Origin of the sequence: Pararhizobium gei, from assembly GCF_029223885.1 — a bacterium.
In the GTDB taxonomy this organism is placed as follows: Bacteria; Pseudomonadota; Alphaproteobacteria; order Rhizobiales; family Rhizobiaceae; genus Pararhizobium; species Pararhizobium gei.
In genome coordinates this window covers 275,681-298,938 of the sequence record NZ_CP119409.1, presented here as the reverse complement: position 1 = coordinate 298,938, position 23,258 = coordinate 275,681, and the positions used below count along the sequence as shown (strand labels likewise).

Annotated in this window: 21 protein-coding genes; 9 read left to right on the top strand and 12 right to left on the bottom strand. The window is 60.4% G+C overall.

What is annotated here, in order from left to right; all coding sequences use genetic code 11:
- The first annotated feature begins 68 nt into the window (after positions 1–68).
- A complete protein-coding gene (locus PY308_RS01350) occupies positions 69–1,283 on the top strand; it encodes a multidrug effflux MFS transporter (RefSeq protein WP_275787196.1) in 1,215 nt (404 codons plus the stop codon).
- 18 nt (positions 1,284–1,301) lie between these two features.
- Here the strand turns inward: PY308_RS01350 and PY308_RS01345 are convergent, their stop codons facing one another.
- Positions 1,302–2,174 carry a bifunctional helix-turn-helix domain-containing protein/methylated-DNA--[protein]-cysteine S-methyltransferase gene (locus PY308_RS01345; RefSeq protein WP_275787193.1) on the bottom strand — a complete coding sequence of 291 codons (873 nt, stop codon included), beginning with the start codon at positions 2,172–2,174 and terminating at the stop codon, positions 1,302–1,304.
- A gap of 64 nt (positions 2,175–2,238) precedes the next feature.
- Complete coding sequence (locus tag PY308_RS01340; protein WP_275787190.1) at positions 2,239–2,733, bottom strand: DUF2244 domain-containing protein; 495 nt, start codon at positions 2,731–2,733, stop codon at positions 2,239–2,241.
- Between the two features lie 22 nt (positions 2,734–2,755).
- Between PY308_RS01340 and nth the strand changes: the two genes are divergently transcribed.
- Positions 2,756–3,520, top strand: coding sequence for an endonuclease III (nth, locus tag PY308_RS01335; RefSeq protein ID WP_275787188.1), 765 nt, complete (start codon positions 2,756–2,758; stop codon positions 3,518–3,520).
- Here the strand turns inward: nth and PY308_RS01330 are convergent.
- Positions 3,513–4,091 (bottom strand): TetR/AcrR family transcriptional regulator, encoded by a 579-nt coding sequence (locus PY308_RS01330; protein WP_275790972.1) that lies wholly within the window; start codon positions 4,089–4,091, stop codon positions 3,513–3,515. The two genes, nth and PY308_RS01330, sit on opposite strands and share 8 nt — an antisense overlap.
- 80 nt (positions 4,092–4,171) lie before the next feature.
- Between PY308_RS01330 and PY308_RS01325 the strand changes: the two genes are divergently transcribed.
- Entirely contained in the window at positions 4,172–4,597 is a 426-nt protein-coding gene (locus PY308_RS01325) for a VOC family protein (RefSeq protein WP_275787186.1), read from the top strand.
- Between the two features lie 111 nt (positions 4,598–4,708).
- Positions 4,709–5,701 carry an adenosine kinase gene (locus PY308_RS01320; RefSeq protein WP_275787183.1) on the top strand — a complete coding sequence of 331 codons (993 nt, stop codon included), beginning with the start codon at positions 4,709–4,711 and terminating at the stop codon, positions 5,699–5,701.
- Between the two features lie 9 nt (positions 5,702–5,710).
- Here PY308_RS01320 and PY308_RS01315 read toward each other — a convergent pair whose 3' ends face one another.
- The gene (locus PY308_RS01315) at positions 5,711–6,250 is read right to left on the bottom strand and encodes an SH3 domain-containing protein (RefSeq protein WP_275787180.1); all 540 of its coding nucleotides are present in this window, start codon (positions 6,248–6,250) and stop codon (positions 5,711–5,713) included.
- 192 nt (positions 6,251–6,442) lie between these two features.
- On the opposite strand from PY308_RS01315, the gene PY308_RS01310 reads away from it, so the two are divergent.
- Positions 6,443–7,447 carry a 2-hydroxyacid dehydrogenase gene (locus PY308_RS01310; protein ID WP_275787177.1) on the top strand — a complete coding sequence of 335 codons (1,005 nt, stop codon included), beginning with the start codon at positions 6,443–6,445 and terminating at the stop codon, positions 7,445–7,447.
- 68 nt (positions 7,448–7,515) lie between these two features.
- Here the strand turns inward: PY308_RS01310 and moeB are convergent, their stop codons facing one another.
- From moeB to PY308_RS01285, 5 genes are all read right to left on the bottom strand, one after another.
- Complete coding sequence (gene moeB / locus PY308_RS01305; protein ID WP_275787174.1) at positions 7,516–8,277, bottom strand: molybdopterin-synthase adenylyltransferase MoeB; 762 nt, start codon at positions 8,275–8,277, stop codon at positions 7,516–7,518.
- Positions 8,278–8,286: 9 nt separating this feature from the next.
- A complete protein-coding gene (gene recF / locus PY308_RS01300; RefSeq protein ID WP_275787171.1) occupies positions 8,287–9,408 on the bottom strand; it encodes a DNA replication/repair protein RecF in 1,122 nt (373 codons plus the stop codon).
- A 153-nt stretch (positions 9,409–9,561) separates the two neighbouring features.
- Positions 9,562–10,698, bottom strand: coding sequence for a molecular chaperone DnaJ (gene dnaJ, locus PY308_RS01295; protein ID WP_275787170.1), 1,137 nt, complete (start codon positions 10,696–10,698; stop codon positions 9,562–9,564).
- 240 nt (positions 10,699–10,938) lie between these two features.
- On the bottom strand, positions 10,939–12,861 hold the full coding sequence (gene dnaK, locus PY308_RS01290) for a molecular chaperone DnaK (RefSeq protein WP_275787167.1): 1,923 nt from the start codon (positions 12,859–12,861) through the stop codon (positions 10,939–10,941).
- Positions 12,862–13,163: 302 nt separating this feature from the next.
- Entirely contained in the window at positions 13,164–15,380 is a 2,217-nt protein-coding gene (locus tag PY308_RS01285; protein WP_275787164.1) for a transglycosylase domain-containing protein, read from the bottom strand.
- Positions 15,381–15,874: 494 nt separating this feature from the next.
- On the opposite strand from PY308_RS01285, the gene PY308_RS01280 reads away from it, so the two are divergent.
- Positions 15,875–16,084: a cold-shock protein gene (locus tag PY308_RS01280; RefSeq protein WP_275787161.1), complete on the top strand. Its 210-nt coding sequence runs from the start codon at positions 15,875–15,877 to the stop codon at positions 16,082–16,084.
- Positions 16,085–16,302: 218 nt separating this feature from the next.
- Positions 16,303–16,794: a hypothetical protein gene (locus tag PY308_RS01275; protein ID WP_275787160.1), complete on the top strand. Its 492-nt coding sequence runs from the start codon at positions 16,303–16,305 to the stop codon at positions 16,792–16,794.
- Between the two features lie 7 nt (positions 16,795–16,801).
- Here the strand turns inward: PY308_RS01275 and PY308_RS01270 are convergent, their stop codons facing one another.
- The 3 genes from PY308_RS01270 to PY308_RS01260 form a co-directional block, all read right to left on the bottom strand.
- Positions 16,802–17,764 (bottom strand): lysylphosphatidylglycerol synthase domain-containing protein, encoded by a 963-nt coding sequence (locus PY308_RS01270; RefSeq protein ID WP_275787157.1) that lies wholly within the window; start codon positions 17,762–17,764, stop codon positions 16,802–16,804.
- Positions 17,765–17,894: 130 nt separating this feature from the next.
- Positions 17,895–19,283, bottom strand: a complete 1,389-nt coding sequence (locus PY308_RS01265) for a dipeptidase (RefSeq protein WP_275787155.1) — start codon at positions 19,281–19,283, stop codon at positions 17,895–17,897.
- 99 nt (positions 19,284–19,382) lie between these two features.
- The gene (locus tag PY308_RS01260) at positions 19,383–19,814 is read right to left on the bottom strand and encodes a MarR family winged helix-turn-helix transcriptional regulator (protein WP_275790971.1); all 432 of its coding nucleotides are present in this window, start codon (positions 19,812–19,814) and stop codon (positions 19,383–19,385) included.
- 179 nt (positions 19,815–19,993) lie between these two features.
- Between PY308_RS01260 and PY308_RS01255 the strand changes: the two genes are divergently transcribed.
- The gene (locus PY308_RS01255) at positions 19,994–20,227 is read left to right on the top strand and encodes a hypothetical protein (protein WP_275787153.1); all 234 of its coding nucleotides are present in this window, start codon (positions 19,994–19,996) and stop codon (positions 20,225–20,227) included.
- Positions 20,224–23,247: a DNA polymerase I gene (gene polA, locus PY308_RS01250; RefSeq protein WP_275787151.1), complete on the top strand. Its 3,024-nt coding sequence runs from the start codon at positions 20,224–20,226 to the stop codon at positions 23,245–23,247. The genes PY308_RS01255 and polA overlap by 4 nt, the downstream gene beginning before the upstream one ends.
- Positions 23,248–23,258 lie beyond the last annotated feature (11 nt).

The window sequence follows — 23,258 nt, the reverse complement described above, 5'->3', positions numbered from 1 at the left end:
CGCAGGACTTCGAGTTTTGCGATTGGAGCAGCAGCGGTTTACGTGACCGCGGCAGGGCTATTTACCCTATGACCTCTTCCATCAGTTTTCGCGAACGTATTGCCCTCTATGCTCTCCTGACCTCGCTGACCTCCATCAGCATCGACGCGCTGTTGCCTGGGCTGCGCCAGATCGGTTGGGAACTTGGCGTCGCACCGCCGCTGTCCACCCAGCACATCATTTCGATCTTCATTTTGGGCATGGCGTTCGGTGAACTGGCCCTGGGGCCATTGTCCGACGCAATGGGGCGCAAGAAGGCCCTGCTGCTTGGCCTTGGCGTCTATGCTGTGGGAACCATGACCGCCATGCTGGCGGGATCGCTTGAAATGGTTCTTCTCGGCCGGTTCCTTCAGGGCGTGGGTGTGTCCGGGCCGAAGATCGCAACGCGCGCCATGATCCGCGATCAGTTCGAGGGAGACGCCATGGCGCGTGTCATGTCGCTCATGTTCACGCTCTTCATTCTTGTGCCGATGCTGGCCCCTGCCCTGGCGCAGGGCGTGATTTTTGTTGCGGGATGGCGCATTGTGTTCGCTGTCTATCTCGCCATGGCGGCGCTGCTCGGCCTTTGGCTGACGATGCGGCAACCGGAAACATTGGCGGCCGAAAAACGCATCCCCTTCCGTCCACGACTGCTGCTCGCGAACGGCCGGCGCATTCTGTCGAAGCGCCGCGTGACATTGCTGATCGTCGCAACCGGGATCGTGTTCGGAGCACAACTGCTCTATCTCGGCACAGCCGCCGATCTGTTCTTTGACATCTACGGGGTCGAGGAGACCTTCCCCTTCTATTTTGCTGTGCTGGCCACGGGGATAGGACTTGCCTCGTTTCTCAATGCAAAGCTCGTGCAGCGGTTTGGGATGGATGCCATGGCGCGTGCAGCCTTCATCGGACTGGTATCGGCCGGTTTTCTGATGTTGCTTTCGTCCCTGCTGTGGAACGGGCACCTGCCTCTAGTCGGCCTGATGATGTTCGGGTTCCTGGCGTTCTTCGCCATCGGCGTCCTGTTCGGCAATCTGAACGCGATGGCGATGCGCTCCCTTGGCGCAGTGGCGGGCTTGGGCGCATCGCTGATTGCATCGGGGTCGAGCCTTGTCGCCACCCTGTTTGCCGTCGCAATCGGCAGCTTCTATGATGGATCGACCACAAACCTGGCAGCCGGTTTCCTGATTGCCGGCGTCAGTTCGTTCATCCTGGTGGAACTTGCGGATCGAGGCGACGCCTCGCCGGTGGAAGCGGCGCGGTAAGTTTGACCGGTAGCTCCCTCAAACTTTTCCTGCTTCCCAGCCAAGCATGGCCCGTTTGCGCGTCAGGCCCCAGTGGTAGCCGGTCAGCGCGCCGCTTTTGCCCAGTGCGCGGTGGCAGGGCACGACGAAGGAGATCGGATTGCGGCCGACAGCGGCACCAACGGCGCGCGAGGCGGTGCGCTGGCCGATACCGCTGGCGATGTCGGAATAGGTGACGGCCTTGCCCATTGGAATTTTCAGGAGCGCTTCCCAGACGCGGATCTGGAAATCCGAGCCGATCAGCACGACGCGCAACGGCTCTTCAGAGCGCCATTGCCGGTGATCGAAAATCCGGGCGGCATAGGCGGCGGTCGCGGCACTGTCCTCGACAAAACCGGCATTCGGCCAACGGCCGGCCATATCGTCGAAGCTCGCTTTCTCGCGCCCCGCGTCATTGAAGGCGAGACCGGCCAGACCTCGCTCCGTGATCATGACGAGTGCCACACCGAAGGGACTGGGATGAAAGCCGTAGCGGATGGTAAGCCCGCCGCCGCGCAATTTCCATTCGCCCGGCGACATGGCCTCGTGCGTGACGAAGAGATCGTGCAGACAGCCTGGGCCGGACAGGCCAAGCTCAAGGCTCGTCTCCAGCAGCGGAAGCTCTTCCTGGCGCAGCAGTCGCTTGGCATGGTCGAGCGTGACGGCTTGCAGGAATGCTTTCGGCGAGAGCCCGGCCCAACGGGTGAAGGTTTTCTGCAGCTGGGTCGGCGACTGGCCGAGTTCGCCTGCGATTGTCTCCAGCGACGGCTGGTCGCGGTAGTTTTCCGTCAGCATCTCGACAACACGACTGACGGTGTCGTAATCGCTGCCCTCCGGCGTGATATCGGACGCAATGGATCTCATGATGGTCATGGTCTATCTCCTTGGGCAAAGAGATAGCGCATAGAAGCCCGCGCCAGCCACCCGATTCTTGTCTCTACCGGCGTTTCACGGTAGCCAGTGCGCCGGCAAAGGCCGCAGCGAAGCTTTCACGGTCCTCACGGTTGAGGAAAGAGCCAATATCGGTCGCGCGGCGCCGATCGCTGACCTTCATGGAGACGATGCCGATTTCGGTATGCCGCGAGACGTCGAACCGCGCAAAGAAGGGATTGAAGCGGTGTTCCGTCACCTGCCCGGCCGGGGCAACCTTGCGGATGGAAACATCCGTGCGGGATATGCTGACTTCTTCACGGGCACGGGCGGAGCGGTAGTTCAGCCAGAAAGCACCCAACAGGAGCGCGAAATCAAGTCCGAAGAAGAAGACGATCGGCCAGGCGCCAATGACGACAAAGACGAAGGTGTGAATGAGCGTCATCAGCCCGGCGATGAGGGCGAATATCCTGAATGCCCGCAGCCCGAGCGAACGGTGGGGCGTCAGCTCGGCTGCAAAAACCGGCTGGTCGGGTTGCGCGATGTCGTTGCCATTGCTCATGATGCCCGATTATAGATGCGTCATGACGAATGGAAAACCAAAAACGGTGACATCTTCCGTGAAAGCCCGCCCCGCGACAGTCGGCCGCGCCGGAGCAAAGCCGAAGACGGCCTATAGCGGAGACGAGATCGAAGAGATTTTCCGGCGGTTCTCCATCCAGCGTCCCGAGCCGAAGGGCGAGCTGGAACATGTCAACCCTTTTACGCTGGTCGTCGCCGTGGCGCTCTCGGCGCAGGCGACGGATGTGGGCGTCAACAGGGCAACGCGCGCCTTGTTTGCCGTTGCCGACACACCGGAGAAAATGGTGGCACTGGGCGAGGAGCGGGTTCGCGACTATATCAAGACCATCGGACTCTACCGCAACAAGGCGAAGAACGTGATCGCGCTCAGCGAAAAGCTGATTGCCGATTTCGGCGGCGAAGTGCCACGCACGCGCGAGGAACTGGTCACCCTGCCGGGCGTCGGGCGCAAGACGGCGAATGTGGTCCTGTCGATGGCATTCGGCCAGGCGACCATGGCGGTGGATACGCATATTTTCCGGATCGGCAACCGGCTCTGTCTTGCGCCGGGGAAAACCCCGGACGAGGTCGAGGATCAGCTGATGCGGATCATTCCGGACCATTATCTCTACCATGCGCATCACTGGCTGATCCTGCATGGGCGCTATTGCTGCAAGGCGCGGCGTCCCGAATGCGAGCACTGCGTCATTGCGGATATCTGCAAGGCGGCGGAAAAAACCAATGCGATACCGGCACCGCTTGTCGCTCTGCCGGCCCAGATCATTTGAGAGCGATCCCTTCGATCATCGTGGCAATCGCCTTTTCATAGGCTGCGCGGTCGCGACCGGCCTCGATCGCCAGAGCCGCCCTGTCGAAGGCGGCAGACAGGAGCTCGGTAAAGATACCAAGCGACGTCTGCGATGCGTCTTTCTCGGTAAGATACGCCTTGAGGCCCCTGTGCAGACTATGCTCCGATTGGGCCTCATCCATTCGCCGCATCTCGGCAGGCCCGAGGATCGCCGGTCCGTCGAGCAGGAGAAGCCGCGTTCTTCCGGGCTTTGCCATGGCATCGAAGTAACCCCGCATGCCATCCAGAAGAGCGTCATAGGCCGATGGCGAGGTCATGGCCGCATTTTCTATATCCCGGCGCACCGCCTTGGCTTCCTCAGCGATGACAGAGGCAAAAAGTGTCTTCTTGTCCTCAAAGTGGTGATAGAGCGCGCCGCGCGTCACCCCCGCTGCCGTGACGATGTCCGGTGTCGCTGTTTCCGCATAGCCTTTTTCGACGAAATGTGTTCGCGCAGCCTCGATAAGGGCTGCGCGCATGGCCTGCGTCCGCTCACTGTTGCTCCGTCTCATCATGTACCTTTACATGCAATCTGTATGTATGTTAATTAAAACAGACAGATTGTATGTTTCAACCAGTCGGAGAACAAGCCATGAAAATCACCAGCTACTATCCTGTCATCATGACCGCAGATGTTGAAGCGACGTCTGGCTTCTACCAGCGGCACCTGCGTTTCACCCCGGTATTTACCAGCGACTGGTACGTGCACCTCCAATCGACCGTGGATGAGACGGTCAACCTCGCCATTTTGAACGGTGATCACGACACGATTCCAGAGCGCGGCCGGGGACTGGTATCCGGCCTGCTCCTGAACTTCGAGGTGGAGGATCCGGATGCGCTTTACATCGAATTCCAGGCTGAGGGTCTGCCCATCCTCAAGGCGCTCTGCGACGAGGATTTTGGACAGAGGCATTTCATTACAGCCGATCCGAACGGAGTCCTCATCGACATCATCAAACCGATCGCGCCGAGTGCAGACTTCGCCGCCCAGTATGACGCGTCGGCACTGCCTGCATGAAAATGGCGATTGCGGCCGGTTCTTTAGCACAGCGGCTGTTTTTCCTTCCAAACTGCTGGAAATGCATTATGACCGGACATCGGCTGACACGAACATTCCAGGCGGTTCCGGATGACAAAATTCGACGTACTCACGATCGGCAATGCCATCGTGGATATCATTGCGCGCTGCGACGATGCATTCCTTGTCCACAACGGCATCATCAAGAGCGCGATGAACTTGATCGACGCGGATCGGGCGGAGCTTCTTTATTCGCGCATGGGCCCGGCTCTGGAAGCCTCTGGCGGCAGCGCCGGAAACACAGCGGCGGGCATTGCAAGCCTTGGCGGACGCGCCGCCTATTTCGGCAAGGTCTCGAACGACCAACTGGGCGAGATCTTCATTCATGACATCCGCGCTCAGGGTGTCCACTTCGAAACGAAGCCGCTTGAGGGGCATCCGCCGACGGCACGCTCGATGATTTTCGTGACGGAAGACGGCGAGCGGTCGATGAACACCTATCTCGGCGCCTGCGTCGAACTTGGGCCTGATGACGTCGAGCCGTCCGTCGTCGCGGACGCGGCCGTCACCTATTTCGAGGGCTATCTGTGGGACCCGCCGCTCGCCAAGGACGCAATCCGCGAATGCGCCCGTATTGCCCACGAACACGGCCGCGACGTGGCGATGACGCTGTCCGACAGTTTCTGCGTTCACCGCTACCGTGCCGAATTCCTGGATCTGATGCGCTCCGGGACCGTCGATGTCGTCTTTGCCAATCGCGCCGAGGCCTTAGCACTTTACGAAACCGATGACTTCGAGCAGGCGCTGTCGCTGATTGCCAAGGACTGCAAGCTCGCCGCCGTCACGCTGAGTGAGGAAGGCTCGATGATCGTGCGGGGCGAAGAGCGGGTGAAGGTAGAGGCGACGTCGATCAGCCGCGTCGTCGACACGACGGGAGCGGGCGACCTTTATGCCGCGGGCTTCCTGCATGGCTATACGACCGGGCGAACGCTGTCCGATTGCGGCCGGCTCGGCAGTCTTGCCGCAGGCATCGTCATCGAACAGGTCGGCCCCCGCCCGATGATCTCGCTGGCTGCCGCTGCAAAAGCCGCGGGTCTTCTCTGAAGGGTCGTCTTATTTGAAGGCCTCGCCGGGATAAGCACCCCAGATTTCCCCCTGGGCTATCCAGCCGTCGGCGCCCTGGGCTTCGGCACGGCACCATTCGCCGTTGCACTCGCCGACATGGACGACAACGCCGGGTTCCACGCGGGCGATGATGCTGCTGTTTGCCTGCGGGTCACGCCGCATATTGACGAACACGCCGGCACCCTTGCCGCGCATCCATGGCGCCGTGACCGCGGTGCGTTCGCCCGAAAGAAGCGCCTGATTGACCCAGCCTTCCGTGCCGTCGGCATCGCGTATCCGCCGCCAGTTGTCATATTCCTGGATGATTTCCACGGGAACGCCGGCCCTCAGGTAGCGCCAGGCGACCGCGTAGTCGATGCTCGGGCCGATGCGCAGATTGACGCTCTTGGATTTCAGGCTGACAAAGCGGGGCAGCGGCAGGCCGCTTGCGCCCTTTGCCGCCTGCGCGAAGACAGGTGCTCCGTCGAATGCTGTCATCGGCAGGACGGCGACGGCGACGAAGAGGAGCCTGGAAAGGAAGTGACGCATGACGAAATCCGTTTTCCAAAGAAATTCGAGAACCTGCAGCCAAAGCTCTAAACCGGTTCTGCAGAAGGCAAATCGTCGGCACGATCTAGAGTTTTGTTTGTCTTCCCCACCGGGTCTGGTAGAAAACGAACTGCAGGGAGAACGATCACCCATCTTGGTTAAGAACCCGTCAACAAGGCGTGGCAGGCAGCAATGACACAAAAGAAAAAGCCCAGGGTCTATATCAGCCGCAAGCTGCCGGATGTCGTTGAAACGCGCATGCGGGAACTGTTCGACGCTGAACTGAACATAGACGACACGCCGCGCAGCCAGCCGGAACTTGTCGCAGCCGTCAAGCGCGTCGATGTTCTCGTACCGACCCTCACCGACAGGATCGACGCCGCGCTGATCGAGCAGGCGGGGCCTCAGTTGAAGCTGATCGCCAGTTTCTCCAACGGCGTAGACCATATCGATATCGATGCGGCGGCGCGGCATGGCATCACCGTTACCAATACGCCGAATGTTCTGACCGAAGACACGGCCGACATGACCATGGCCCTGATCCTTGCCGTTCCCCGGCGCCTTGCCGAGGGCGCCAATATCCTCGCAGACAGGCGTGGCGAATGGGCCGGATGGTCGCCGACCTGGATGCTGGGCCGGCGGATTTCCGGCAAGCGGATCGGCATTGTCGGCATGGGCCGCATCGGCACCGCCGTCGCCCGCAGGGCCAAGGCCTTCGGCCTGTCCATCCATTACCACAACCGCAAGCATGTCAGCGTTGCGACCGAGGAGAGCCTGGAAGCGACCTATTGGGACAGCCTCGACCAGATGCTGGCCCGCGTCGATATCGTCTCGGTAAACTGCCCTTCGACGCCGGCAACCTTTCACCTCCTGTCGGCGCGCCGGCTGGCGCTGATGCAACCGACGAGCTATCTCGTCAACACGGCCCGCGGCAGCATCGTCGATGAAACCGCCCTGATAAAATGCCTGCGCGAGGGAAAGATCGCCGGCGCCGGGCTCGACGTCTTCGAGAACGAACCCGCCGTCAACCCGAAGCTGGTGAAGCTGGCGACGGAAGGCAAGGTCGTGCTTCTGCCGCATATGGGGTCGGCGACGCTCGAAGGCCGGATCGATATGGGCGAAAAGGTGGTCATCAATATCCGCGCCTTCTTCGATGGACACCGACCTCCCGACCGGGTGCTGCCGAACCGGGCGTGACGAGCGACATCGGCTGCGACGCTGTCGGCTATGCGCGGGTCCATACAAGCCCTCGCCGCCGACGCGCGTCAGCCAGCCTTCCTTCGATATTTGATCGTCTCGAACCGGGCTGCCAGGGCGTCATACATCAACAAGCGACCGATCAGCGGCTCGCCGGCACCGGTAATCAGTTTGATGACTTCCATCGCCTGCAATGTACCGATGACGCCCGTCAGCGCGCCGACGACACCGGCCTCCGCGCAACTCGGGACGACGCCCGGCGGCGGGGGCGCTGGGAAGAGATCACGGAAACTCGGATTCCGCCGTCCATTGCCGGCTATCTTCCAGGGCCGGAGGACGGTAAGCGAACCGTCGAAGCGGCCGACCGCACCGGCGACCAGCGTGATCTGCAGCCGTTCGGCCGTGTCGGCGACGAGATAGCGCGTCTCGAAATTGTCGGAACCGTCGGCGACGATATCATAGCCGGACAGCAGCGCCGCCGCATTCGCCGCGTCGAGCCGCAATTCATGGCGGTTGACCAGGACATGCGGATTGAGCCGCGCGATGAAATCCGCGGCGCTGTCGGTCTTGGTCTTGCCGATATCCGCGGTGGCATGGATTACTTGCCGCTGAAGGTTCGACAGGGACACGGTGTCGTCATCAACGATGCCGAGCGTGCCCACCCCCGCCGCGGCCAAATACTGAAGCACCGGGGCGCCAAGCCCACCCGCGCCGATGACGAGAACCCGCGCGGCCTTCAGCGCCTGTTGTCCGCTCCCGCCGATTTCCGGCAGGATGATGTGGCGGGCATAGCGCTGGATTTCGTTCCGGTCGAGAGGTTGCGTGCTCATGATCGGAGTTCACCCTGAAACGCTGCCACTGGCAACCGTCAGATAGCGCGCCCGGTCGCCGAGCGCGGAAAACATCGACCTGTCAGTGCCGGTCATAAAAGCCTGGCCGCCGAGATCATCGACCAGATCGAAAAGAGCGGCCCGCCGCCTCTCGTCCAGATGGGCTGCAATCTCGTCCAGCAGGAGGACCGGCGCATGTCCTGTCATATTCGTCACCAGACGCGCATGGGCGAGGATCAGACCCACAAGCAACGCCTTCTGTTCGCCGGTCGAACAGCGCTCCGCCTCCATGTCCTTCGCCCTGTGGCGGATCAGGAGATCGGTGCGGTGCGGGCCATCCAGCGTTCGTCCGGCAGCCGCATCGCGGTATCGTCCGTTCTTCATCGTCTCCAGATATTGCTCCTCGAGATCGAAGGCAGGACGATGCCACTCGCCATCGAGAAAACCGGACAAAGCCAGATCGGCAGCCGGGAAAACGCCTTGCTGGTTTTTATCCACAAGCCCGCCGAGAAGCCCAAGCATCTCCTGGCGGGCAAGCGCCATGGAAATTCCCAGTTCCGCCATCTGCCGCTCCAGCCCCGTCAGCCAGACCGGATCGGCCCGTCCTTCCGACAGCAGCCTGTTGCGGCTGCGCATGGCGCGCTCGTAATCCGTGGCGCGGCGGCCATGTTGCGGATCGAGCGACAGGACAAGCCGGTCGAGAAAGCGGCGCCGATCGCTCGACCCGCCGGTAAAAAGACCGTCCATGGCGGGCGTCAGCCAGAGCACACGCAAATGGTCGAGAAGTTCGTCAATGGTTTTTGCAGGGGTGCCGTTCAAGCGCAGACGGCGCGACTGCCCCTCCTCTGTACCGGCCGTTCCTGTGCCGATCTCTACGGGGCCATCCATGCCCTCAAGGGCGGCAAAGACCGAGAAGCCATTGTCGGCTCCGACCCGTGCGGCATCGGCATAGGCGGCCCGGCGCAGGCCACGGCCGGGAGAAAGGAAGGAAACGGCCTCTATGAGGTTGGTCTTTCCAGCGCCGTTCTCGCCGGTGAGAACCACATGCCGCGCATCGAGCTCGAGCGACAGGCCCGCGTAATTGCGGAAATCACCGAGCTTCAGGCGATTGAGAAAAACCTTGTGCGGCATGAACGATACGGCCCTGTGTTGGCCAAGAGAGCTATGCCGGGAAGCACAGGATGGCAAGGCATGGCCTGCTTCTGTCCGATCGATCGACGGCCCGAAAAATGGCCGGCGGCATTTCTGTCTCCGGCCCTGGATATAGGCATCCGGCGAGGCCGGTCATTCGATGTCGAAGAAATCCTTCATGCGGGAGAAGAAGCCGGCCGATTCCGGATTGTTTTCCTTGGACGACAGTTCCTCGAACTCCTTCAAAAGCTCGCGCTGGCGCTTGGTGAGCTTTTGCGGCGTCTCGATCTGGATCTGGATATAGAGATCGCCAAGCTGGGTGGACCGCAGCACGGGCATGCCCTTGCCCTTCAGCCGGAACTGCTTGCCGGCCTGTGTCCCCTCCGGCACGGTCACACGCGACTTGGTTCCGTCCAATGTCTGAACGTCGAACTTGCCGCCAAGCGCCGCGGTCGTCATGGAGATCGGCACACTGCAATAGAGGTCGGCACCATCTCGTTGATAGAATTCATGCGGCTTGACCGACAGGAAAATATAGAGGTCGCCGGCAGGCCCGCCGCGCAGTCCGGCTTCGCCCTCGCCCGACAGGCGGATGCGCGTGCCGTCCTCAATGCCCGAGGGAATGTTGACGGAAAGAGCGCGCTCTTCCGTTACGCGGCCCTGGCCATGGCATTTCGTGCAGGGATCCGAAATCGTCTGACCGCGGCCGTGGCAAGTCGGGCAGGTCCGCTCGATGGAAAAGAACCCCTGCGCCGCGCGCACGCGGCCCGATCCCTGGCAGGTGGCGCAGGTCTGGGGCTTGGTTCCGGGTTTTGCTCCGGTGCCCGTGCAGACATCGCAGGTGATCGAGGTCGGTACGCGGATCTGCGCGGTCTTGCCGTTGAAGGCTTCCTCGAGCGAAATTTCCATATTGTAGCGCAGGTCGGCGCCGCGCTCGCGTCCGCCGGAGGACCGACGCTGCTGACGGGCACCGCCCATCATCTCGCCGAAAATATCCTCGAAAATATCCGAGAAGCCGCCCGCACCCGCAGCGCCGAACCCGGCACCGCCGGCACCTGGGCCACCGTTCTCGAATGCCGCGTGGCCATAACGGTCATAGGCTGCCCGCTTCTGCGGATCCTTCAGCGTCTCATAGGCTTCGTTGATTTCCTTGAAGGTCTTTTCCGACTCCTTATCGCCCGGATTCTTGTCCGGGTGATATTTCATCGCCAGCTTGCGGAACGCGCTTTTCAGCTCCTTCTCGTCCGCTGTCTTCGCAACACCGAGCAGTTCGTAAAGATCACGTTTCATACTTGCAGGTTGTCCCGTTGAAATAGCGCGTCAAGACCGGCCCCGTCAGGCGCCTGTTTCGTTAAAACAGGATTTAGTAAACCTTCAGGCGCGATACCATAGGCAATACACCATCCCTGTCACTTTTTACCGGAAAAGCTCGTTATTCCGGGCAGACTGTCTTTCAGGCAGGTCCAGTAAATCGAAAGAGCCCGGAGCTTGAGGCTCCGGGCTCGAAAAACACTGACATCCGCCGCCGAATTAGGCAGACTTCTTGCGGTCGTCCTCGTCGTTGACCTCTTCGTAGTCGGCGTCGAGGATATCGCCGTCGCGGGCAGCGTCAGCCTGCGCATCGGCATTGGCTGCTTCCGTCTGCTGCGATTCATACATCGCCTGTCCGAGCTTCATCGACGCTTCCAGCAGAACCTGCGTCTTTGCCTTGATGTCTTCGGCATCCGGCTCGGAGGCTTCGACGGTGGTCTTCAGCGATGCGATCGCATCGGAAATCGCCGTCCGTTCGGCTTCCGTGACCTTGTCGCCATATTCCTTGAGGGATTTCTCAGAGGAATGGATCAGGCTTTCGGCCTGGTTGCGCGCCTCCACGCCTTCACGGCGCTTCTTGTCGGTCTCGGCATTGGCCTCGGCGTCCTTGACCATCTTCTCGATATCCGCGTCGGACAGACCGCCCGAAGCCTGGATCCGGATCTGATGCTCCTTGCCGGTGCCCTTGTCCTTGGCCGACACCTGCACGATCCCGTTGGCGTCGATATCGAAGGTGACTTCGATCTGCGGAACGCCACGCGGCGCCGGTGGTATGCCGACAAGATCGAACTGGCCGAGCAGCTTGTTGTCCTGCGCCATTTCGCGCTCGCCCTGGCTTACACGGATGGTGACAGCGTTCTGGCTGTCTTCAGCCGTCGAGAAAGTCTGCGACTTCTTCGTCGGGATCGTCGTGTTGCGCTCGATGAGACGGGTGAACACGCCGCCGAGCGTTTCGATGCCGAGCGACAGCGGGGTTACGTCGAGAAGCAGCACGTCCTTAACGTCGCCCTGGAGAACGCCTGCCTGGATGGCGGCGCCGAGTGCGACCACTTCATCCGGGTTGACACCCTTGTGCGGCTCCTTGCCGAACAGCTGCTTGACGACTTCCTGCACCTTCGGCATGCGGCTCATGCCACCGACCAGAACGACTTCGTCGATCTCGGCCGCTGTGACACCGGCATCCTTGAGGGCTGCACGGCACGGGGCCATCGTGCGTTGAACGAGATCATCGACCAGGCTTTCGAACTTGGCACGCGACAGCTTCATGGTCAGATGCTTGGGGCCGGACGCATCGGCCGTGATGAACGGCAGGTTGATTTCGGTCTGCTGCGAAGCGGACAGCTCGATCTTTGCCTTTTCGGCAGCTTCCTTGAGGCGCTGCAGAGCCAGCTTGTCGGTCTTCAGATCGATGCCCTGATCCTTCTTGAACTCGGCTGCGAAATACTCGACGAGACGCATGTCGAAGTCTTCACCACCAAGGAAGGTGTCGCCGTTGGTCGACTTCACTTCGAAGACGCCGTCGCCGATTTCGAGAACCGAAATATCGAAAGTACCGCCACCCAGATCGTAGACGGCGATGGTCTTGCCATCCTTCTTGTCAAGGCCATAGGCAAGCGCTGCAGCCGTCGGCTCGTTGATTATGCGCAGCACCTCAAGGCCGGCGATCTTGCCGGCATCCTTGGTTGCCTGACGCTGGGCATCGTTGAAATAGGCCGGAACGGTAATGACGGCTTGAGTTACTTTTTCGCCAAGATAGGATTCAGCCGTTTCCTTCATCTTCTGAAGGATCATGGCAGAAATCTGCGACGGGGAATAATTCTGGCCGTGGGCTTCAACCCAGGCATCGTTGTTGTCGGCCTTGACGATCTTGTAGGGCACCATGGCCTTATCTTTTTGCGTCGTCGGGTCCTGGAAGGTACGGCCGATCAGTCGCTTGACCGCGAAAATGGTGTTCTCCGGGTTGGTCACGGCCTGGCGCTTTGCCGGCTGGCCCGTCAAACGCTCACCGTCATCGTTGAAGGCAACGATGGATGGGGTCGTGCGGGCGCCTTCCGCATTCTCAATGACCTTCGCGTCCTTGCCGTCCATGACGGCGACGCAGGAATTGGTCGTTCCCAGATCGATACCGATTACTTTAGCCATGTCGTTCTCTCCTTGCAGCGGACTGTCGGAACCCGTCAGGCATTCATTCGACAGTCCCTAACGGGATGGTCTGTGGAAGTTTTGCGAGCTTTGCCGCGGTGATGGGGCGTATATAAGGAGCAGTGTTTCGGACTGCAAGGCACGTTCTAGGGCGAGAACAGGCAAAAATCGGGCATTGACAGCCAAAAAACGCCCTAAATTTCCGTTCTTGGTCCGCCCACGTTGATCGAGGTTGCCGTGTTCTTCCTGCGCAGTCTCTCAGCCTTTGCGCAGCCTGACAACTGCTTTCCTTGCGATCTCTCTCAACCGCCGGTGAGGAAATCGAACAGGGTCGTCCGGCGCGTCGCGCCCGTGGTCTGCCCGACATCCGCGGGCGGCACCAAATCGGGATTGCCGGTGTCGGCGGCTGGCCCGGCTGTCTCCCTTTCAGCAGCGACAGGCGCGGGCGGAAAGGCGTCCGGTTCGCCGTTCCCGGCTGTACCGGACAGAAGATCGCCGATGGTTTCGGGGCTGGCCTGAGCCGGATCGAATGTCGGTTGCACACCCGTGGTTCCGAAGACCGGTGATGGCGACAGACCTTCATGGGCAGCGGTCATATAGTCATGCCAGGCCTTGGCCGGAAGGCCGCCGCCGGTGACTTTCTTCATCGACTTCCCGTCATCATTGCCGAACCAGATACCGGTGGTGAGATTGCTGGTGAAGCCGACGAACAGCGCATCCCGGAAGGATTGCGTGGTGCCGGATTTTCCCGCCGCCTGCCAGCCCTTCAGTTTTGCAGCCTTGCCGGTGCCGCGCTCGATGACGCCGACCATCATCTGGTTCATCTCGCTGACGACAGCGGGATCCAGAACGCGCGGCGGATTGTCGTAGGTATTTTCATAGAGCACGGTGCCGTCGGCGGTGGAAATCCGCCGGATGACATGCGGGGTGGCCTTGAACCCGCCATTCATGAAAGGCGCATAGGCGGATGTCAGTTCCACAAGGCTTACCTCCGACGTCCCAAGCGCAATCGAGGCGTTGGACTGCATATCCGATTCGATTCCCAGCCGATGGGCAAGCTTGATGACGTTTTGCGGCCCTACTTCCATCACGAGCTGCGCGGCGATGGTATTCAACGAATTGGCGAGCGCGGACGAGAGAGACACCTCGCCGCGGTATTTCTCATCGTAGTTTTCCGGCGTCCAGTTGCCGATACGCACCGGGGCATCGTTGCGGACGGATGCCGGTGTCCGGCCGATTTCAAGAGCCGCCGCATAAACGAAGGGCTTGAAGGCGGAGCCCGGCTGGCGCTTGGCCTTGACGGCGCGGTCGAACTGGCTTTCGGCATAATCGCGGCCGCCGACGAGCGCCCGGATTGCGCCCGTGCCATCGATGGAGACGAGCGCCGCCTGACTGACATTCAGCTTCTTGCCGGATTCGTCCAGACTGGCTGCCAGCGTCTCTTCGGCTTTTTTCTCCAGATCAAGATCGAGGGTCGTTTCGACCAGGAGATCCTGATCGATCGCGCCGATCATCCCAGGGAGCTGATCCATGACCATATCGGCGACATAGTACTGCGCGCCGGACCAGAAGCTCTTCGCCTCGGTCGGCGGCTGCGACATAGCCGTCTTGATCTCCGACTCGGTGATGAAGCCCTCTTCGCGCATGGCGCCAAGGACCAGCTGGGCGCGCTCTTCCGCAGCCTTTGGATCCCGCGCCGGAGACAGGCGCGACGGCGCCTTCAGAAGGCCGGCCAGCAGGGCCGCCTCGCCCAGGTTGACGTCCCTCGCCGACTTGTTGAAATAGCGACGCGACGCCGCTTCGACGCCATAGGCATTGGAGCCGAAGAACACCCGGTTCAGATACATCGCCAGGATCTGGTCCTTGGTGTATTTCTGCTCCAGCCAGACGGAGAGCAGGACTTCCTGAACCTTGCGCTCCAGAGTGCGCGCAGGTGACAGAAACATGTTCTTGGCGAGCTGCTGGGTAATCGTGGATCCGCCCTGCATCATGCGTCCGGCGGTGACATTGGTCAGCATGGCGCGGGCGAGACCCAGCGGATCAACCCCGAAATGCGCGTAGAAACGGCGATCCTCGATGGCGATGACCGCCTGCGGAATATAGGGCGACATGTTTTCAAGCGACAGCGCCTCGCCGCCGGTCGCACCCCGGTTGGCGATGATGTCCCCGCTGACCGCAAGAATCTTGACATTGGGTGGCCGGTCGGGAATGGCCCAGCTGGTCGCGCTCGGCATGCGCGCGCCGTAATAAAGCACAAGCCCGCCGACGCCGATCGCGCCCCATATGCCAAGCACGATGCACCAGTAGACGAGAGCGCGAACAGCGCCCGTCAGGCCGCTGCGCGAACCGCTGTGACCAGCACCCTTGTCGCGGCCCTTTTTTGCCGCAGACCTGGATCCGGCCCTGCCAGTAGCGCCGAAGCGATCTTTTACATCCGCCCTCAGGTCACTGTCGTCGCGTCCGCGCGCGCCCTCGAAGGACGGTTCGACTCGTTTCGGTGATTTGCGTTTGCCTGCCATGGCGGAGTAAGGGTGCTCCCGGGCGCACTGGAGAAAGCCGGCAACCTTTGCCGCCGTCGCGCCGTTGATGTCGAACAGCGCGATGAAGTGTAAATGCGGCGATTTAAGGGGAGGTTAAAAACCGGTTTCCGCAGGCGCATCCGCTTTCGGTCCATTGTACACCAATGGGGCAACACGGCCGCATCTCCCGGACGGGCAGCGGTTTATGGGACACCGGTGGAAACGAATCGACCGGCCTCCGAGCAAGATCAATCCACGGTATCTCTTGAATTGAAAATATCGTCTAAAAACAATGCGATACGAAAATCAGAAATAATAAAACTTGACCTTTTGCCACACCTAAACTATTTGAGTTGAGGTCGATATTTGTTAGATGACTTTGGTTTTTGCCGCCCAGCGTGCAATCGGACGAACTTTCCTTCAGATTCGAACACAAAATCCTCGCCGCGATACGTCGGCAGGGTCACTATAATTTGCTAGAGAAAGGGATCGTTATGGCCACTGGCACAGTAAAATGGTTTAATTCCACAAAGGGCTTCGGCTTCATTCAGCCTGACGACGGCAGCCAGGACGTTTTCGTCCACATCTCCGCTGTCGAGCGCGCTGGCATGCGCGGCCTCAACGACGGTCAGAAGATCAGCTTCGAGCTGGTTAAGGACCGCAAGTCCGGCAAGATGTCGGCAGACAGCCTCCAGGCTGCCTAACACATCTGGCGCGATGAACCGCGCCTGAAATGCGCTTCCGCGGTTGACCACGGATGTACTGGCATATGTGTCGAAACGCATTGGGAAAGGTCGGGTTTTGCCCGGCCTTTTTGTTTTTCTAGCCGACCGTGACGCCGTGCCACTGAAAAGAACGCCGTCGATCTTCAAATCGCCTTATCCGCAGTGACACTCGCTCCAACCGATCAAGGAGTAAGCGTATGAGGCCATTTCTCATCTCTTTTATCACCGGCGTCCTTCTGAGTGCATTCTGCGGCACGGCCATGGCACAGGATAGCGAATACATCGATGACCGCTCCGATGGAGCAGCGCTGGTTCGTTCGCTCTATAATGCCATCGGGCGGAAGGAATATGCGCGCGCCTACAGCTATTTTGCAGACGGCAAGGTCTTTGGCGACTACACATCCTTTGTGGACGGCTATGCGAACACGGTGGACGTCAAGGTGATCACCGGCACGGTGACACCGGAGGGCGCAGCCGGCAGTCTCTACGCACCGGTTCCTGTGGCCATTCAATCCACTGAGAAGGGCGGCGAAACAAAAGTTTTTGCCGGCTGCTACATAACCCGCATCGGCAATGCGGCCGTTCAGGAGCCGCCTTTCATACCGCTCCAGATCGACAGCGCCGAGCTTGAGGAAGTCGAGGGCCCGCTGGACAGCGCCTTGCCCAAAACCTGCCACTCGCCGTCCTGACCCGGGCTTATTCCACCCGGTCCGACTCTTCCTTGGTTTTGCGTTGCGCCAGATATTGCGACCGCTCGAACAGAACGACGACAACGAGCGCGATCAGGAAGGGTATGATCAGGTAAAACAGGCGGAAGATGGCCAGTGCCGCGAGTACGGAGGCCGGGTCTATCTCCGGCAGCGCCGCAATGAAAATCAGCTCCAGCACACCGAGCCCGCCCGGCGCATGCGACAGCAGCGCTGCGGAAAAGGACGCAAGGAAAACCCCCAGCACCACCATATAGCCCGGATTTCCCGCCTCCGGCAGAGCGAAATAAATGATGGCCGCGGCCGCAAGCAGTTCCACCGGTGCAATCAGCAACTGCCGCAGGGCAAGCGTCGGTTTTGGATATTGCAGGTGAAACCAGCGGGATTTCAAAGGACGGAAGCCGACGAGGCTGCCGACCACGTAGAGCGCGATCATGGCAAGGATGAGGATGGCAGCGGTGATCGAAGCGCCGATCGGGAGGAAGTCGGCGAAGCGCGCTGTAATTTCCGGCTCGATCAGCAGCACGATTGCGGACAGCATCAGCGTGCCGAGCGCAAATGTAATGGAACAGAAGGCGACGAGAACACCTATCTCACCGGCCGAGAGGCCCTTGGAACCATAGGCACGGTAGCGAATCACCGCCCCGGAGAACACGGATGCCCCGACGGTATGGGAGAGCGCATAGGCCGTGAACGAGCAGATCGTGATGAACCACAGGGAAATCCGCCGTTCCAGATGTTCAAGCGCCAAATGGTCGTAGGCCGCAAGCGCCGCATAGGCGGCGAGCGTCGCGCAGCCTGCGAGAAGCCATCTCCAGGCCGGGACGGCGCTCAGGCTGGCGAAAAAATCACGCGCCGAAAGGCCGTGCAGTTCGTGATACAGCCCGTAGAGCGAAAACAGGATCGCAGCCAGCCCTACAACCGGCCATGCAAATTTCCGCACCAGTTTCATGAAGCCGGATACCCCGACGCAGTCAAGTAAACCATCATTCGCGTGATGAGACCACCCCTGACTGGTCGGGTCAAGGGTGCTAACGGTTAACGACGAAAGCTGGGAAACCGTCAGCAAACGCGCTTGAGGATCAGGCGGCTAGTGCCGTGAGAATGCGGACCCATGAACGTATACCCTTGTGGAAGGACTGCAGCTCGTATTTTTCGTTTGGCGAATGGATGCGGTCGTCGGAAAGGCCAAAGCCAACCAGCAACGATTCCATGCCAAGCATTCTTTGAAAATCCCCGACGATCGGAATCGATCCGCCCATGCCGATCAGCACGGCAGGCTTCGGCCACTCCTCGGACAGGGCAACCTTGGCGGTGTTCAGCAGCGGCGAATCGTAGGGCAGATGGATCGCGGGCGAGCCACCATGGGGATGGAATTCGACGGTGCAGTCGGTCGGGATTTTCGACTGCACGTAACTGCGGAACGCGGCCCGCACCCTCTCCGGATCCTGATTGCCGACCAGACGGAAGGAAATCTTCGCCGAGGCTTCGGCGGCAATCACGGTCTTGAAGCCTTCGCCGGTGTAACCGCCCCAGATGCCGTTTACTTCGGCCGTTGGACGCGCCCAGGTCAGCTCCATGACCGAACGGCCTTTTTCCCCCGAAGGCACGAACAAGCCGATTTCACCGAGGAATTTTTCAGTCGTCATACCCAGAGTTTCCCAGGCAGCCTTGATCTGGGACGGCGTCTCCTCCACGCCCTCATAAAAACCGTCCAGCGTGACGCGGCCGGTGTCGTCATGCAGACCCGACACAATGTCGGTCAGAATATGAATAGGGTTGGCGGCAGCGCCGCCGAAATAGCCCGAGTGCAGGTCTCGGTCGGCGGCCTTGACGGTGATTTCCTCGCCGACCAGACCGCGCAGCCCGGCCGAGATGGCCGGCGTTTCGGCATCCCACATATTGGTGTCGCAGACTAATGCATAGTCGGCTTTCAATTCCGCGGCATTGGCTTCCAGAAAAGGCTTCAGGGACGGCGAGCCGGACTCTTCTTCGCCTTCGAAGAGAAGGGTGACAGCGCAGGGCAGAGCGCCGTCAACCTCTTTAAAGGCGCGGCATGCCTCGACAAAGGTCAGCAACTGGCCCTTGTCGTCCGAGGTGCCGCGGCCCGTAATGACCTTGCGGCCCCTATCGAGTTCCTTGATCGACGGCTCGAATGGCGCGCTGTTCCAGAGATTGAGCGGATCGACGGGCTGAACGTCGTAGTGGCCGTAGAACAGAACATGCGGAGCGTCGGGCCTGCCCGCGGCATGATGCGCAACCACCATCGGATGGCCGGGCGTGTCTCGAACCGAAGCATCAAAACCAAGCCCGCTCAGTTCGGCCACCAGCCATTCGGCCGCCTTGCGGCATTCCGCCTTAAAGGCTGGATCCGTGGAAATCGATGGAATGCGCACGAGATCGAACAGCCGTTCCAGGCTTTTCGGCAGATTCTCGTCCGCGCGGTTCAAAATGGTCGCCGTCTCTGTCATGTCTTTCATCCCTGTTGGCGATGCGGACCCTAGACAAAGACGACGGCGGCTTTAAGCAAAATATTCTGATCGCTTCATCATTCTGCGGGAAATACGGCCTCAACCGCGCGTGCCGTTGGCAATTGCCTTGCGCATATATTCGAGCAACAGCTCCCTTTCGAATTGCCGAAAGCCGGACAAGCGCGACCGATCGGCGGCAAGCGCCGCCTCCTTTGCCCCAGCCTCCATCGCTCTTGCCTTATCCGTCAGGAAAATCAGCTGGGCGCGTTTGTCACCTGGATGCTTCTTGCGCAGGATCAGGCCGTCGCGCTCCATCCGGGACAGGGTGTTGGCCATCGTTGCCTGTTCGACATCGAGCCGGTCGAGCAGCTGTTTCTGGGTGAGCCCCTCCTCGGTCCACAATTCCAGGAGGACGGGAAACTGGCCCGGCGCGAAACCGAGTTTCAGACTCCGTTCCTGCAGGGCGCGGGAAAAGCTTTTTGCCAGTAGGCTCGCCAGATATGTCGCAGAGTCCATGCGGTCGAAGGCCATGCCCATGGGTAACGCCCGAATGGCCGGAAGACAAGCTCCATTGCAGGCGATGGATTTCGCTATGCGAAGCACCGAGGACGCAACCAAGGAACCTCAAACGACAAAAACCGCCATGGCGGAGGCGGAGCCATGGCGGTTTTGTCTGAATTTGGACAAAGGCCCGGAGGGGGGATAGGCCTTTGTCCTACATCTGGCTGCGGCGGGGGACAGGCCTTGCCAGACGACGGCGCATCGTGCTGCCGTTGATGATGATTTGTGGTTGGGAATGTGGTTTTTCAAGGGATGTGGCGGCACCGGAGGCATTACAAATTGGTAACGTTGACGTGAGGGCCGATGGTGGTTTCAAAAAATTCTCGGTTGCCGGAATGACATATGGACGACCCTTTGCGCGCGCGGTATCCCTGTCGCCATGAAAAAAGGTGATCATCTCTTCCTCGTTGACGGCTCCGGGTTCATTTTCCGCGCCTTTCACGCCATTCCGCCGTTGAACCGCAAGTCGGACGGGTTGCCGGTGAATGCCGTGTCCGGCTTTTGCAACATGCTGTGGAAGCTGCTCACCGATGCGCGCGACACCTCCGTCGGTGTCACACCCACCCATTTCGCCGTTATTTTCGATTATTCCTCAAAGACGTTCCGCAACGAACTCTACGACCAATACAAGGCAAACCGCACGGCGCCCCCGGAAGACCTTATTCCCCAATTCGGCCTGATCCGCCACGCGACCCGCGCCTTCAACCTGCCCTGTATCGAGAAAGAGGGTTTTGAGGCCGACGACCTGATCGCGACCTATGCGCGGCTGGCAGAGGCGACCGGAGCGGACGTCACCATCGTATCCTCCGACAAGGACCTGATGCAACTGGTGACGGCGAATGTCTCCATGTATGACAGCATGAAGGACAAGCAGATCGCCATTCCCGAGGTTATCGAGAAATGGGGCGTCCCGCCGGAAAAAATGATCGACCTGCAGGCGATGACGGGCGATTCCACCGACAATGTTCCCGGCATTCCCGGTATCGGCCCGAAGACGGCGGCCCAACTGCTCGAAGAGTTCGGCGACCTCGAAACGCTCTTGTCGCGGGCCGGCGAAATCAAGCAGCAGAAGCGCCGGGAGAACATCATCGCCAATGCCGATCTCGCGCGCCTGTCGCGACAGTTGGTGACGCTGAGGACGGATACGCCGATCGACGTTCCCCTTGACGATTTCGAGTTGCATGCGCAGGACGGTCCGAAACTGATCGCCTTTCTGAAGGCAATGGAATTCACGACCTTGACCCGCCGCGTCGCAGCGGCGACCGATACGAATGCGGATGTCGTTGATGCGGCGCCTGTAGCGGTGGAATGGGGCGCAGCCGCACACGGACCTGATCTGGACAAGGGTGAGCTTTCGGCTGCACCGTCGCCCTCCGTCCTCTCCTCGACGCGATCGCCGGCGCTGGGAACAGCTGCCGAAGCCGCCACGACGCTTGCCGCCATCAAACCGGAGGCGCTGGGCAATACGCCGCAGTCGCTCGCCCAATCGCGCGCCGAGGCCTTCGCCGCAGCAAAAATCGATCGCAGCGCCTATGTCACCATTCGCGACATTGAAACGCTCGATGCCTGGATCGCGGCGGCCAGGGAAACCGGTCTCGTCGCCTTCGATACGGAGACGACATCGCTTGATGCGATGCAGGCGGAACTCGTCGGCTTCTCTCTCGCTATTGCCGACAACAGCAGAAACCCGACCGGCACGGATATTCGCGCGGCCTACGTCCCGCTGACCCACAAGACCGGCGGCAACGACCTGTTCAGCGACGGGCTCAAGCTCGCGCCGGACCAGATTCCGATCGGCATGGCGTTGGAGCGGCTGAAAAGCCTTCTGGAGGATCCGTCGGTTCTCAAGGTCGCGCAGAACCTGAAATATGATTATCTGGTGATGAAGCGGCACGGGGTCGGCATTATCAGCTTCGACGATACGATGCTGATGTCCTATGTCAGCGATGCCGGCGCCGGCGCGCATGGCATGGACAGCCTCTCAGAGAAATGGCTCGGCCATAAGCCGATCCCCTACAAGGATGTGGCCGGAAGCGGCAAGTCGGCCCTGAGCTTCGACCATGCCGATATCGACAAGGCGACGGCCTATGCCGCCGAGGACGCCGATGTGACGCTGAGGCTCTGGCAGGTCCTGAAGCCGCGGCTTGCGGCCAAGAACCTCAACACCGTGTACGAGCGGCTGGAGCGGCCGCTGGTGCCTGTGCTCGCCGCCATGGAAGAGCGCGGGATTACCATCGACCGCCAGATCCTGTCGCGTCTTTCCGGCGAACTGGCGCAGGGCGCCGCCGCTCTGGAACACGAGATCTACGGTCTGGTAGGAGAGAGTTTCAATATCGGCTCGCCGAAACAGCTTGGCGATATTCTCTTCGGCAGGCTTGGCCTTCCCGGCGGCGCAAAAACCAAGACGGGGCAATGGTCGACATCGGCTTCGGTACTTGAGGATCTGGCTCTGGACGGCCATGAACTGCCGCGCAAGATCGTCGATTGGCGCCAACTGACCAAGCTCAAATCAACCTATACCGACGCCCTACCCGGTTTCGTTCATCCTGAAACGAAGCGCGTGCACACATCCTATGCGCTGGCATCCACAACGACGGGGCGCCTTTCCTCGTCGGAACCGAACCTGCAGAACATTCCGATACGGACCACCGAGGGCCGCAAGATCCGCACGGCTTTCGTATCCACGCCGGGGCACAAGCTGATCTCCGCGGATTATAGCCAGATCGAACTGCGCGTACTGGCCCATGTGGCGGAAATTCCGCAGTTGAAGCAGGCCTTCTCCGACGGGATCGACATTCATGCCATGACGGCATCGGAGATGTTCGGCGTGCCCGTCGACGGCATGCCGAGCGAAATCCGCCGGCGGGCCAAGGCGATCAATTTCGGCATCATCTACGGCATTTCGGCCTTCGGACTTGCCAACCAGCTGTCCATCGAGCGATCCGAGGCCGGCGACTATATCAAGAAATATTTCGAGCGCTTTCCGGGCATCCGCGATTACATGGAAAGCACCAAGGCTTTCGTGCGGGAAAACGGCTATGTCGAAACGATCTTCGGTCGCCGGGCGCATTATCCGGATATCCGCTCCTCCAATCCATCACACCGGGCATTCAACGAGCGTGCCGCAATCAACGCCCCGATCCAGGGCTCGGCCGCCGATATCATTCGCCGGGCGATGATCAAGATGGAGCCGGCACTGGAGCAGGCCGGTCTTGGCGAGCGTGCGCGCATGCTGCTGCAGGTCCATGACGAACTGATTTTCGAGGTCGAGGATGCGGATGTCGAGCGATCCATACCGATCATCGTCAAGGTTATGGAAAACGCTGCCATGCCAGCGCTCGACATGAAGGTGCCGCTGAAAGTCGATGCGCGGGCCGCCGACAACTGGGATGAGGCGCACTGAATCCGGAGGAG